The organism is Bradyrhizobium sp. NC92 (assembly GCF_025200865.1).
Taxonomy (GTDB): Bacteria; Pseudomonadota; Alphaproteobacteria; order Rhizobiales; family Xanthobacteraceae; genus Bradyrhizobium.
Genome location: NZ_CP104171.1, coordinates 8,282,130 through 8,294,515, shown reverse-complemented (window position 1 = coordinate 8,294,515; position 12,386 = coordinate 8,282,130). Strand labels below are relative to the sequence as shown.

At 65.8% G+C, this 12,386-nt stretch carries 10 protein-coding genes; 6 read left to right on the top strand and 4 right to left on the bottom strand.

The window, feature by feature from the left end:
• The first annotated feature begins 21 nt into the window (after positions 1-21).
• The gene (locus tag N2602_RS38495; protein WP_172787915.1) at positions 22-861 is read left to right on the top strand and encodes a M48 family metallopeptidase; all 840 of its coding nucleotides are present in this window, start codon (positions 22-24) and stop codon (positions 859-861) included.
• A gap of 326 nt (positions 862-1,187) precedes the next feature.
• Here N2602_RS38495 and N2602_RS38490 read toward each other — a convergent pair whose 3' ends face one another.
• On the bottom strand, positions 1,188-3,398 hold the full coding sequence (locus tag N2602_RS38490; protein WP_260381334.1) for a transglycosylase domain-containing protein: 2,211 nt from the start codon (positions 3,396-3,398) through the stop codon (positions 1,188-1,190).
• 170 nt (positions 3,399-3,568) lie between these two features.
• Here N2602_RS38490 and N2602_RS38485 point away from each other — a divergent pair, with 170 nt between their 5' ends.
• Positions 3,569-3,994: a DUF1330 domain-containing protein gene (locus N2602_RS38485; protein WP_025033272.1), complete on the top strand. Its 426-nt coding sequence runs from the start codon at positions 3,569-3,571 to the stop codon at positions 3,992-3,994.
• Positions 3,995-4,133: 139 nt separating this feature from the next.
• On the opposite strand, the gene N2602_RS38480 is transcribed toward N2602_RS38485, so the two are convergent.
• Both N2602_RS38480 and N2602_RS38475 read right to left on the bottom strand, forming a co-directional pair.
• Positions 4,134-5,360 carry an ABC transporter substrate-binding protein gene (locus N2602_RS38480; protein ID WP_172787912.1) on the bottom strand — a complete coding sequence of 409 codons (1,227 nt, stop codon included), beginning with the start codon at positions 5,358-5,360 and terminating at the stop codon, positions 4,134-4,136.
• Positions 5,361-5,494: 134 nt separating this feature from the next.
• Positions 5,495-5,851, bottom strand: a complete 357-nt coding sequence (locus tag N2602_RS38475; RefSeq protein ID WP_260383811.1) for a DUF1304 domain-containing protein — start codon at positions 5,849-5,851, stop codon at positions 5,495-5,497.
• A gap of 98 nt (positions 5,852-5,949) precedes the next feature.
• Here N2602_RS38475 and N2602_RS38470 point away from each other — a divergent pair, with 98 nt between their 5' ends.
• The gene (locus N2602_RS38470) at positions 5,950-6,480 is read left to right on the top strand and encodes a methylated-DNA--[protein]-cysteine S-methyltransferase (protein ID WP_212255793.1); all 531 of its coding nucleotides are present in this window, start codon (positions 5,950-5,952) and stop codon (positions 6,478-6,480) included.
• A gap of 159 nt (positions 6,481-6,639) precedes the next feature.
• On the opposite strand, the gene N2602_RS38465 is transcribed toward N2602_RS38470, so the two are convergent.
• Positions 6,640-9,426 (bottom strand): [protein-PII] uridylyltransferase, encoded by a 2,787-nt coding sequence (locus tag N2602_RS38465; protein WP_260381333.1) that lies wholly within the window; start codon positions 9,424-9,426, stop codon positions 6,640-6,642.
• A 187-nt stretch (positions 9,427-9,613) separates the two neighbouring features.
• Between N2602_RS38465 and N2602_RS38460 the strand changes: the two genes are divergently transcribed.
• The 3 genes from N2602_RS38460 to N2602_RS38450 all read left to right on the top strand — a co-directional run bounded on the left by N2602_RS38460 (position 9,614) and on the right by N2602_RS38450 (position 12,354).
• Positions 9,614-10,585 carry an aliphatic sulfonate ABC transporter substrate-binding protein gene (locus N2602_RS38460; RefSeq protein WP_172787908.1) on the top strand — a complete coding sequence of 324 codons (972 nt, stop codon included), beginning with the start codon at positions 9,614-9,616 and terminating at the stop codon, positions 10,583-10,585.
• A gap of 133 nt (positions 10,586-10,718) precedes the next feature.
• Positions 10,719-11,564 (top strand): ABC transporter permease, encoded by an 846-nt coding sequence (locus tag N2602_RS38455; RefSeq protein WP_260381332.1) that lies wholly within the window; start codon positions 10,719-10,721, stop codon positions 11,562-11,564.
• A gap of 4 nt (positions 11,565-11,568) precedes the next feature.
• The gene (locus N2602_RS38450) at positions 11,569-12,354 is read left to right on the top strand and encodes an ABC transporter ATP-binding protein (protein WP_260381331.1); all 786 of its coding nucleotides are present in this window, start codon (positions 11,569-11,571) and stop codon (positions 12,352-12,354) included.
• Positions 12,355-12,386 lie beyond the last annotated feature (32 nt).

Genomic DNA, 12,386 nt, shown 5'->3' with positions numbered 1-12,386 from the left:
GGACCGCTGTATATTGGGCAAATGATTTGTTTTTGCGCCGAGCGCTTTCCCTGGCGGCGGTTATGGCAGAATCCGGGCGCTCTCCTGCCCCCCGGACTGACAGACATGGCCACTCGCGCACTCCTCTATCGTCGGCCCCACGAACCAAAGACCCTCGTCATCACCCACGGATCGCAATTTTTTGCGATTCGGCTGCGTCGGCACCGCCGCGCGCGCCGCTACACGCTCAGAATTCATCCGAGCGACCGCGAAGCCATCCTCACCATGCCGCCGCGCGGCACGCTTGCCGAAGCAAAGGACTTCGCACAGCGTCACGGTGCGTGGATCGCCGCGCGTCTCGGCCGCTTGCCGAAGGCCGCGCCGTTCCAGCCGGGCACGGTGATACCGCTGCGCGGCACGGCGCATCGCATCGTTCATCGCGCCGGTCAGCGCGGCACGGTGTGGACCGAGATGCGCGACAGCGGTGAGCGCATTCTCTGCGTCGCCGGCGGCCTCGAGCATGTCGATCGCCGCGTCAGCGACTTCCTCAAGCGCGAGGCGCGCCGCGACCTGCAGCGCTCGGCGGAAGCCTACGCTGCCGAGCTCGGTGTCAGGGTCAAGCGCCTCTCGATCCGCGATCAGTCCAGCCGCTGGGGCTCCTGCACCTCGGCGGGCTCGCTGTCGTTCTCCTGGCGCCTGATCCTCGCCCCGCCCTTCGTGCTCGACTACCTCGCCGCGCACGAGGTCGCCCATCTCGTCGAGATGAACCATTCGGCGCGGTTCTGGCGCGTCTGCGGCAAGGTCTGCCCGTCGATGGAGCGCGCCAAGAAGTGGCTCGACACCTACGGCAACGATCTGCATCGGTACGGCGTCGAGGATTAGGGTTCGCTGATGGCACCTTGGGAGGTGTCATCGCCCGCGCAGGCGGGCGATCCAGTATTCCAGAGGCCTTGGTAATTGAATCGATAGGCTGCGGCGTACTGGATCCCCGCCTTCGCGGGGAATGACAGTGGAGGGTGAAGGGACATCACCGCGTCTCGCTCGATTCTCGCCACATTTCGCGACGATTGCGCCGTTTGCCTGACTAACCCCGTCGCATCAAATGCTTCGAGTGATCCACCACGCGTCACGCCGGACTCGCGTTCTACTGTGCATGGGGTTGTTTTCGCAGTTTTTGTTGTGAGGCGCCGAAGGGCCTCAGCCTGCGGCTACCGATTCCCGCCAAACAGCCGATCCATCAGCCAGCCATCGAGCCCGGCGGCTGCCTCGGGGCGCACATTGGCGCGCGTCGGAGGCGGCGGGCGATAGCCGCCGGCGTTCGCTTGCGGCGGAGGCGCCGGGGTCGGCGGCGACACCTGCGAGGCCGCCTGCGCGAGGTTCGACAGGCCCCAGCCGCTAGGCGAGCTCGGCAAGGCTGCCACCGGCACGCCGTCGAGCGCGGTCTTCATGAAGCGCGACCAGACTTCCACCGGCAGGCCGCCGCCGGTCGCCTTCTTGGTCGGCGAGTTGTCGTCGTTGCCGAGCCAGACGCCGGTGACGAGGCTCGCGGTGTAGCCGATGAACCAGGCGTCGCGGTAATCCTGGCTGGTGCCGGTCTTGCCGGCCGCCGGCCAGCCCGGGATCTCCGCCTTCTTGGCTGTGCCCGATATCAGCGTCTCGCGCATCATCGCATTCATCATACCGACATAGCGGGGGTCGATGACCTGGTTACGTTCCTCCGGCTGGCGCATGTAGAGCAGCTTGCCGCTCAGCGTCCTGATCCTTGTGACGACATGCGGCGCCACCGCGAGGCCGCCATTGGCGAACGGCGCGTAGGCGCCGACCAGCTCGACGACTGAGACCTCCGACGTGCCGAGCGCGATCGAGGCGTTGGGCTCGAGCTTTGATGAGATGCCGAGCCGGTGCGCGGTGCGCACCACGTTCTTCGGCCCGACCTCGAGGCCGAGGCGGATGGCGACCGTGTTGAGCGACATCGCCAGCGCCTGCGTCAGCGTCACCGCGCCGAAATATTCATGGGTGTAGTTCTCAGGTCTCCAGCCCTTGACCTCGATCGGCGCATCCTGGCGCATCGTATCGGGCGTCAGCCCCTGCTCGAGCGCGGTGAGGTACACGAACGGCTTGAACGAGGAGCCCGGCTGGCGCCTGGCGGTGACCGCGCGGTTGTACTGGCTGTCGGAATAGTTCCGACCGCCCACCATGGCGCGCACGGCGCCATCGGGCGTCATCGCCACCAGCGCGCCCTGGCTGACGTTGAACTTCACGCTCTTGGCCGCGAGCTCGTCGATGATGGCGGCTTCCGCCACGCTCTGCAGCTTCGGATCGATCGTGGTCTCGACCTTGATGCTCTCGTCGATTTGGCCGACCAGATCGTCCAGCACCTCGCCGATCCAGTCCGCGACGTAGTTCACCGTGCCGGCGCCCGCCGGCCTCACGTTGTAGGAGGGATGGCCGATCGAGGCCTTCGCCTGCGCGTCGGTGATGAACTTCGCATCCGCCATCGCCGCGAGCACGATCTGCGCCCGCGCTTCGGCGCCTTCGGGGTTGCGGTTCGGGGCAAGGCGCGAGGGCGACTTGACGAGGCCGGCCAGCATCGCGGCCTCCGCGACCGTCACGTTCTTCGCCGACTTGCCGAAATATTTCTGCGCCGCCGCCTCGACGCCGTAGGCGCCGGAGCCGAAATAGACGCGGTTGAGATAGAGCTCCAGGATCTCGTCCTTGGAGTGCTTGCGCTCCAGCCAGATCGCGAGCTCCACCTCCTGCAGCTTGCGCTGCAGGGTGCGCTCCTGGGTCAGGAACAGGTTTTTCGCGAGCTGCTGCGTCAAGGTCGAGCCGCCCTGTGACACGCCGCGATGGATGACGTTGGTGACCAGCGCGCGCAGGATGCCGACCGGGTCGATGCCGAAATGCGAATAGAAGCGGCGGTCCTCGATGGCGATGAACGCCTTGGGCAAATACGGCGGCAGATCCTTCAGTGCGACATTGGCGCCGGCCATCTCGCCGCGCTGCGCCAGCATGCTGCCGTCGATGCCGACGATCTGGATCGTCGGCGGGCGCTTGGGGATTTCCAGCGACTGGATCGGCGGCAGATGCGCGCCGACATATATGACAACGCCGATCACGGCGATGACGCCCCACAGGCTCAGCACCGCGCCCCAATAGACCAGGCGGCCGAGGCCGGCACCGAAGCGCGACTTTGATCGCCGCTTGGCGCCGCTGCGGCTGGCTGGCGCTTTGCGCTCGCGCGGCGGCTCGTCGCCGGCATCCTCGCTCTTGCGCTTGGCGGATGGTTTGGCAGATTTCTTCGGCTTGTCGTCGCCGCCGGGAACGCGGTCCGCGGCGGTCAGGCGCAGATCGGCGAGCGCCGCGGGCAAGCCGAACAGCGGCTCCTTCCGCGCACCCTTTTTCTTTCCCCACGCCATACGCCAAACGCCCGGTCAGCCCGCCCCGCCGAGACGCTAGCGGTCGCTGTTTAAGGCCGGGTTACCCCGGCGTTAACGCGCGATTAGGAGATGCGGCATTCGCCGGCCGCAGTTCCGCTTTCGGGGCGGCAAGGCTAGGATCGCCGGCTCCAATAAGAAGAGGGAGCGCCATGGGCCATATCGATCCGACCAAGGAGATCTTCGCGCAATTCCGGGAGAACGATCGCCCGGGCCCGATCCACATGCTCAACCTGGTCCGCCTGCGCAAAGAGGCTGCCTATCCTGACGGACGCAAGGCCAGCGGCGCGGAAGCCTATGCGGCCTACGGCCGCGAAAGCGGCCCGGTGTTCGAACGTCTCGGCGGCCGCATCGTCTGGCAGGGCAAATTCGAGCTGATGCTGATCGGCCCGCAGGAGGAACGCTGGGACCATTGCTTCATCGCCGAATATCCGAGCGTCGCCGCCTTCGTCGAGATGATCCGCGACCCCGTCTATCGCGAGGCGGTGAAGCACCGCCAGGCCGCGGTCGAGGATTCGCGTCTGATCCGGCACGCCGTGCTGCCGGTCGGGAAGAATTTTGGGGAGATACCGACCTGAACGCCAAGTAGGAAGCTCTCTCGATCGTCATGGCCGGGCTTGACCCGGCCATCCACGGCTTCCTTGACGACCCAAGAACGTGGATGCCCGGGACAAGCCCGGGCATGACGTCGTTGAGGTAGGCGCGTCGTCTCTTCGCCTAGCCGGACGGGCCCGTGTCCTCGATGATCGGTCCGAACAGCTCCCAGCGTTCGCCGTTGAACTTCATCATCTGCATCTGCTTGTTGACGCGATAGTCGTTCGCGCCGGTGTTGATCTTGATGCCGGGCAGCCCCAGGCTCGGTACGAAGCCCTTGATGCTGGCGGCCTGCTTCATGACGTTCTCGCGCGTCAGATCGTCACCGCATTGCTTCAAGACCTGCACCAGCAGCTCGGCGACCGAATAGGCGTAGGTGTTGACGGTGTTGAGCTTGTCGCCTTCCGGGAAATACTTGTCCATGAAGGCGAAGAAGGCCTTCACGCCCGGATCGTCCTTCCACTGGGGATCGCCCGGATCCTTGCCGTAGTTGGTCGAGATGATGCCCTTGGAGATGTCGAGGCCGGCCGGCTTCAGCGTCGCCGACACCGGGCTCGCGTTGATGTCGAGGATGTGCACGGGTGTCCAGCCGAGGTCGGCGAGCTTCTTGATCGCCTGCGCCGCGAATTTCGGCGTCGAGGCGTCATAGAACAGGTCGACGCCCATCGACTTCAGCTTGACCACCTGCGAGTCGACGGTCGGGTCGGTCACCTCATAGGAGACCTCGCCGACGATCATGCTGGCGGCCTTGTCGCCGAGGCCGCTCTTCAGGCCGGCGAGATAGTCGCGGCCCATGTCGTCGTTCTGGTAGAGCACGCCGATCTTGGCGTTGGGATGATTGGCGAGAATGTATTTTGCGTAGATCCGCCCCTCGGACACGTAGTTCGGATTGTAGGCCATGGTCCAGGGATAGTTCTGCGGATCGTTGAAGCGGGCGGCGCCGGTCGAGGCGAGCAGCTGCGGCACCTTCTTGCCGTTGAGGTATTTCTGCACGGCGGCGTTCGCGGCTGTGCCGATCAGCTGGAAGGTGAAGAGCACCTCGTCGCCTTCGACGAGCTTGCGCACCTGCTCCACGGTCTTCGGCGGCGAATAGGCATCGTCATATTGGATCAGGTTGATCTTGCGGCCGTTGATGCCGCCCTGATCGTTGATCATCTTGAAGTACGCGGCCTGGGTCTTGCCGATATTGGCATAGACGGAATAGGCGCCGGAGAACGGCACGGTCTGGCCTATCTTGATCTCGGTGTCGCTAGCGCCGGTGTCGTATTTCTTCTGGGCGAGCGCCTGGCTGGTCGAGACGGCGACGGCGAACGCCGCCGTGGCCGCTATGAAGGCTCTGCGATTGTTCATGTTGGTTAGTTCCTCCTGACGGAATTTTAGGCCGATGGTCTTTCTCCGTTGATTGCAACGGTCGCCATCGCTGCTGAAGATTGTGGAGGAAGCTTCGCCGCAGTGCAAGGATCGCGGCGCTGCGCCGTAGCGTCTCAGGCGAGAAACAGTGCAATCAGCGCGATGGCCGCCGGCAGCGCCTGCACGATCAGGATCCGCGTGCTGACGGTCGCCGCGCCATAGGCGCCGGCCACCATCACGCAGAGCAGGAAAAATACCTTGATCTGGAACGCGAAGGCCGGGTTGCCGTGGACGAGGCCCCAGATCAGGCCGGCAGCGAGAAAGCCATTATAGAGGCCCTGATTGGCGGCCAGCACCTTGGTGATCTCGGCCTTCTCGGGCGAATTCCGAAACACCTTCAGGCCCAGCGGCTTGTCCCAGAGAAACATCTCTAGCGCCAGGAAGAAGACGTGCAGCGCGGCGACCAGCGCCACCAGGACATTGGCGATCAGGATCAAGGTGAGCTCCCCCAAAGCGTCAGCTTTCGGGTGGACGTTAGCACGGCCGCCATGGCAAGTGCGATCGATGTGTTTCGACCGCCTGGTGCTGCATGCCCATCCGATCAACCAAGCTCCCTGAACGCTTCGGCCTCGATCGCCTGGCGACGCCGATCGGGACCGCGCTGCTGGTCACCGATGCCGAGGGCAAGCTGCGGGCGCTCGATTGGCATGATTACGAGCATCGGATGCGCGAGCTGTTGCGTCTGCATTACGGGACGGTCGATCTCAGCGATCGGCCGGCGCCGGCAGAGATGCGCACCGCGCTCTCGCGTTATTTCGAAGGCGAGCTCGGCCAGCTCTCCGGCATCGCCTGGCGCACCGCCGGCACGCCGTTTCAGCAGAAGGTCTGGACCGCGCTGGCGCAAATTCCCGCCGGCACCACGCTGAGCTACGGCGCACTCGCCGCAACCATCGGCATGCCCAACGCGATTCGCGCCGTCGGCCACGCCAACGGCTCCAACCCGATCAGCGTGGTGCTGCCTTGTCACCGCCTGATCGGTGCGGACGGCTCGCTGGTGAAGTACGGCGGCGGCCTCGCGCGCAAGCGCTGGCTGCTGCGGCACGAGGGTGTGGAGGTTTGAAGACGCAACGCGCCAACCCCTCCACTCGTCATTCCGGGGCGCGCGAAGCGCGAACCCGGAATCCATTCACCGGCACTGTCGGTGTTGCCTGATGGATTCCGGGTTCGCCGCTGCGCGGCGCCCCGGAATGACGAGTGGAGAGAATCCCCCGATCGCTCGTCACGCCGCGGGCTGCACCGCCTTGTCGCCGGCCATCACATGGGTCAGCGCGCTCTTGATCGCGGCCTGGCGCGTCGGCGCGTTGATCTGCGCGCCCAGGAGGTCGGTGACGTAGAACACGTCGCGCGCGCGCTCGCCGAAGGTCGCGACATGGGCCGAGGCGATGTTGAGGTTGAGCTTGGAGATCGCTGTGGTCAGCTCGTAGAGCAGGCCGGGCCGGTCGAGCCCGGAGACCTCGATCACGGTGTAGCGATCTGACCATTGGTTGTTGATGGTCACCTCCGGCTCGATCACGAACGGCTTTGCCTTGCTGCGCACGGTGCGCCGCGCCACCACTTCGGGCAGGCGCAGCTTGCCCTCCAGCACGTCCTCGATCATCTCGCCGATGCGCGTGGCGCGCCGTCCCTCGTCCTCGTCGCGATCGTATTCGCGCGAGATCGAGATGGTGTCGAGCGCACGGCCGTCGGTCGTGGTGTAGATCTGGGCGTCGACGATGTTGGCGCCGGCCGAAGCGCAGGCGCCCGCGATGATCGACAGCAGCCAGGGATGGTCGGCGGCGAAGATCGTCAGCTCGGTGACGCCGCGCACCTCGTCGAAACCGACATTGATCGCGAGCTTGTGGCCGGCCTGCTCGCTGGAGCGGACGAAACGGGCGTGCCGGATCTTGCGCGGCAGCTCGACCTTGAGCCAATAGGCCGGATAGTGCCGGCCGATATAGGCATCGAGCTCGTCCTTCGGCCATTCGGCGAAGGCCATGCGGAACTCGGTGTGCGCAACGGCGAGGCGCTTGCCGCGGTCGACTTCCGAGAAGCCGCCGGTCAGCACCGGCTCGGTCTCGTAGTACAGCGAGCGCAGGAGCTGCGCCTTCCAGCCGTTCCACACGCCCGGGCCAACGCCGCGGATGTCGGCGGTGGTCAGGATGGTCAGGAGCTTCATCTGCTCCACCGACTGCACCACGGCAGCGAAATTCTCGATGGTCTTGCGATCGGAGAGGTCGCGCGACTGCGCGACCGTGGACATCGTCAGGTGCTCCTCGATCAGCCAGGCCACGAGCTCGGTGTCGGCCGGGCTGAAGCCGAGCCGCGGGCAGAGCCGCCGCGCCACCTTGGCGCCGGCGATGGAGTGGTCCTCGGGCCGGCCCTTGGCGACGTCGTGCAGCAGCGTTGCGATGTAGATCACCGCGCGGTGCTCGGGCCGGATCTTGCGGAACAGGTCGCTCGCCAGCGCGAACTCCTCGATGCCGCCGCGCTCGATGTCCTGCAGGAAGCCGATGCAGCGGATCAGGTGCTCGTCGACGGTGTAGTGATGATACATGTTGAACTGCATCATCGAGACGATCTTGCCGAAGGCGCGAATGAAGTGGCCAAGCACGCCGGTCTCGTTCATCCGCCGCAGCACGATCTCGGCATTGTCGGAGGTCAGGATCTCCATGAACAGCCGGTTGGCCTCGGGATTTTCGCGCAAGCCCGCGTTGATCAGGCCGAGCGAGCGCGTCACGTCGCGCATCGCGTCCGGGTGGAAGGCGAGGTTGTTCTTCTGCGCGAGGCGGAAGATGCGGATCAGATTGACCGGGTCGTGCTTGAACACGTCGGGCGCGGCGACGTTGATGCGGTTGTTGTCGACGATGAAGTCGTCGCTGTCGGGGACGCGCCGCTTCACCGCGGTCGGTCGCAGCCGCGCCATCACCCGGCTCAGCACCGGCGCGGGCTTGGCCTGCTGGTCCTCGAGCTTGGCGCAGAGGATGGCGGTGAGGTTGCCGACTTCCTTGGCGACCAGGAAGTAGTGCTTCATGAAGCGCTCGACGTCCTGCATGCCCGGATGCGAGGTGTAGCCGAGACGTATCGCGATCTCGCGCTGGAGATCGAAAGACAGGCGCTCCTCGGCGCGACCAGAGTAGAAGTGCAGATTGCAGCGCACCGACCAGAGGAAGTCGGCGCAGCGGCGGAAGCTGCGATATTCCTGCGCGTCGAACACGCCGCGCCCGACCAGCTCGTGGGTATCGCGCACGCGGTAGACGTATTTGGCGATCCAGAACAGCGTGTGCAGGTCGCGCAAGGCCCCCTTGCCGTCCTTGACGTTGGGCTCGACCAGATAGCGCGACTGGCCGCCGCGGCGGTGGCGCTCCTCGCGCTCGGCGAGCTTTGCGGTGACGAATTCGGACGCGGTGCCCTGCACCACCTCCTTGTCGAAGCGCTCGACCAGCTCGTCGTAGAGCGGCTTGTCGCCGGTGAGGAAGCGCGTCTCCAGGATCGCGGTGCGGATCGTCATGTCGCCGCGCGCCTGCCGGATCGATTCGTCGACCGAGCGCGTGGCGTGACCGACCTTCAGTCCCATGTCCCAGAGGCAATAGAGGATGGCTTCGGCGACCTGCTCGCCCCAGGCGGTCTGCTTGTAGGGCAGGATGAAGAGCAGATCGATGTCCGATTCCGGGGCCATCAGGCCGCGGCCGTAGCCGCCGGTCGCCACCACCGCCATGCGCTCGGCACCGCTCGGGATCGGCGAGCGGTAGAGATGGCGCGTCGCGGCCGAATACAGGATGCGGATGATCTCGTCCTGCACGTGGCACAGCCGCTCGGCGCAGCGGCGGCCGTGGCGGTCCTTCAGCAGGATCGCCTGCGCGGCGGCGCGCGCCGCGATCAGCTCGGCCTTGAGCAATTGCGCCATCGCCGTGCGGAACGCGTCCTCGCGCCCCTCGTGCTTCTCGGCGAGCGCATCGACCGCGGCGGTGATCCGCGCGGTATCGAAGCGATCGTCCACCTCGGCCTTCTCAGTCGCGACGCTGTCCATGTCTCACCGGATATAAGAGGTGACAGGCGCTGTCACCCGCCATTCTCTGCCAATAGCCGTTCCATGCTGGAAAGGTCCTGCTTCGGGCAAATCTGTTCTCGGCCGGCGCGCTTTCGGAGTGAGGATTTTCTCGTTGACCTCTAGATATAACTCATTGAAAAACAATGAAGTTTTCAGGAGGCTGAGCATGGCTGGGATTGCACGAATTATTGTTCTGGCGGGAGCTTTGGCGCTCGCATTGACCCAAGCGGCGAAGGCGGCGGACCCGCTCAAGGAGATCCGCATCGACTGGGCGACCTACAATCCGGTGTCGCTGGTGCTGAAGCAGAAGGGGCTCCTGGAGAAGGAGTTCGCCAAGGACGGTATCACCGTCACCTGGGTGCAGTCGGCCGGCTCCAACAAGGCGCTCGAATTCCTCAACGCCGGCTCGATCGATTTCGGCTCGACCGCGGGCTCGGCGGCGCTGGTCGCCCGCATCAACGGCAACCCGATCAAGTCGATCTACGTCTATTCGCGCCCGGAATGGACCGCGCTGGTGACCGGCAAGGAGTCCAAGATCGCCGGCGTTGCCGACCTCAAGGGCAAGCGCGTTGCGGTCACGCGCGGCACCGACCCGCACATCTTCCTGGTGCGCGCACTGCTCGGTGCGGGCCTCACCGAGAAGGACATCACGCCGGTGCTGCTCCAGCACGCCGACGGCAAGACCGCGCTGATCCGCGGCGACGTCGATGCCTGGGCCGGCCTCGATCCGATGATGGCGCAGGCCGAGGTCGAGGAGGGCGCCAAGCTGTTCTATCGCAAGGCCGACGCCAACACCTGGGGCATCCTCAATGTGCGCGAGCAGTTCCTGAAGGATCAACCCGACATCGCGCGCCGCGTCCTCGCGGTTTACGAGGAGGCGCGCAAATATTCGCTGGCGAATTACGACGAGCTGAAGAAGACCTTCATCGCGGTGACGAAGCTGCCCGAGGCCGTCGTCGACAAGCAGCTCAAGGAGCGCACCGAGCTCACCCACAGCCGCATCGGCGCGCCGCAGCGCGAGTCGATCCTCGCCGCAGGCCTTGCGCTTCAGCAGGCCGGCGTCGTCGATGCCAAGGTCGACGTCAAGGCGACGCTGGATGCATTGATCGACGACCAGGTTCCGCTGCCAACGAATTAGCTCGCAGGGAAGAGGCAAGCGCGCGCAATAGAGACCGCCGCCGTCCCGGGGCGCGAAGCGAGCCCGGGACGACAGGCGAGGGCGCGGCGATAGTCCTGTTGCATTCCACAACCAGACGCGCTTCCTACCGGCTATGATCTCCGACGCGCCAGTCCTGCAGCAAACCCCTGATACAGCCGAGAGCGCGCCTGTGCCCTCACGGCTGTCGCGTTACGCGCGGCCGCTGCTGGGCGTGGTGCTGCCGCTGACGCTCGCGTTGGGCTGGGAGCTCGTGGTGTGGCTCGGCTGGTCCAACGGGCGCCTGGTGCCGCCGCCTTCGCGCGTGTTTGCTACCATTAGCGAGCTCGCCCGTTCCGGCGAGCTGGTCCGCCACATCACGGCGACGCTGTGGCGCGTCTCGCTCGGCTTCGCCTTCGGCGTGGTCGTGGGCACGCTGTTAGGTGCCATCTCCGGTTACTGGTCGCTGGCGCGCCGGCTGCTCGATCCGACGGTGCAGGCGTTGCGCGCGATTCCCTCGCTCGCCTGGGTACCGCTGTTCATCCTTTGGCTCGGCATCTTCGAGACCTCGAAGATCGCGCTGATCGCGGTCGGCGTGTTCTTCCCGGTCTATCTCGGCGTCATGGGCGCCATCCTCTCGGTCGATCGCAAGATCGTCGAGGTCGGCCGCACCTTTCGCCTGTCGGGACCCGCAATGATCCGCCGCATCCTGCTGCCGGCGGTGCTGCCGGCCTATGTCGTGTCCTTGCGCGTCGGTCTTGGCCTCGGCTGGATGTTCGTGGTCGCAGCCGAATTGATCGGCGCCTCCGAAGGCCTCGGCTATCTCCTGCTCGACGGCCAGCAGCTCGGCAAGCCCGCGCAGATCCTGGCCGCTATCGTCATCTTCGCCATCCTCGGCAAGCTCACCGACTGGCTGATCGAGCTGGCCGCCGCACCGTTCCTGCGCTGGCAGGACGCCTTCGGGCGGGCAAAGGGAGCTTGAGGCGATGCTGGCGCTCGACCGGGTCAGCAAGACCTATCCCAACGGCGTCGAGGCGCTGGCGCGCTTCTCGGCCGAGATCAGGCAAGGCGAGATCCTCGCCATTATCGGCGGCTCCGGCTGCGGCAAATCGACATTGCTGCGCGCCATCGCCGGCCTCGATCGCGCCAGCTCTGGCACGGTGACGCTCGACGACGAGGCGATCGGCTCGCCGCATGCCAAGATCGGCATCATCTTCCAGGAGCCGCGGCTGCTGCCCTGGCTCAGCGTCGCCGACAATATCGGCTTCGGCCTTGCCGGCCTGCCCGCGGCCGAGCGGCACGAGATGGTCGCGCGTGTGCTCGCCCGCGTCGGCCTCGCTGATAAGGCGCAGGCCTGGCCGCGCGAGCTGTCGGGCGGACAGGCGCAGCGCGTCGCGATCGCCCGCGCGCTGGTGCCGCAGCCGGAGGTGCTGCTGCTCGACGAGCCGTTTTCCGCGCTCGATGCCTTCACCCGCAGGGATTTGCAGGACCATCTGCTCGACCTCTGGGCCGATACGCGGCCGACCTTGATCCTCGTCACGCATGACGTCGACGAGGCCGTGGGGCTGGCCGATCGCGTGCTGGTGATGCGGCCGCGGCCGGGGCGGCTGTTCGATCAGATCGAGATCAATCTCGGTCGGCCGCGCGACCGCAATTCCCCGCTGTTCGAGAATTTCAAGCGCAGTGTGCTGACGTCACTCGACCGGTCGCTCGACCGCAACGTTCCCGGCCGCGACGCAACCCAGGGTCCCGGTCAGGCCATGTGGTGGTGACAATCTCGCCGCGAGCCGGTACATCGGCAGGC

Coding starts and splice junctions, on each gene's coding strand:
- N2602_RS38480 (WP_172787912.1), bottom strand. CDS start 5,360: ATGAACAATCGCAGAGCCTTCATAGCGGCCACGGCGGCGTTCGCCGTC.
- N2602_RS38455 (WP_260381332.1), top strand. CDS start 10,719: ATGATCTCCGACGCGCCAGTCCTGCAGCAAACCCCTGATACAGCCGAG.
- N2602_RS38470 (WP_212255793.1), top strand. CDS start 5,950: ATGCCCATCCGATCAACCAAGCTCCCTGAACGCTTCGGCCTCGATCGC.
- N2602_RS38490 (WP_260381334.1), bottom strand. CDS start 3,398: ATGGCGTGGGGAAAGAAAAAGGGTGCGCGGAAGGAGCCGCTGTTCGGC.
- N2602_RS38485 (WP_025033272.1), top strand. CDS start 3,569: ATGGGCCATATCGATCCGACCAAGGAGATCTTCGCGCAATTCCGGGAG.
- N2602_RS38495 (WP_172787915.1), top strand. CDS start 22: ATGATTTGTTTTTGCGCCGAGCGCTTTCCCTGGCGGCGGTTATGGCAG.
- N2602_RS38450 (WP_260381331.1), top strand. CDS start 11,569: ATGCTGGCGCTCGACCGGGTCAGCAAGACCTATCCCAACGGCGTCGAG.
- N2602_RS38460 (WP_172787908.1), top strand. CDS start 9,614: ATGGCTGGGATTGCACGAATTATTGTTCTGGCGGGAGCTTTGGCGCTC.
- N2602_RS38465 (WP_260381333.1), bottom strand. CDS start 9,426: ATGGACAGCGTCGCGACTGAGAAGGCCGAGGTGGACGATCGCTTCGAT.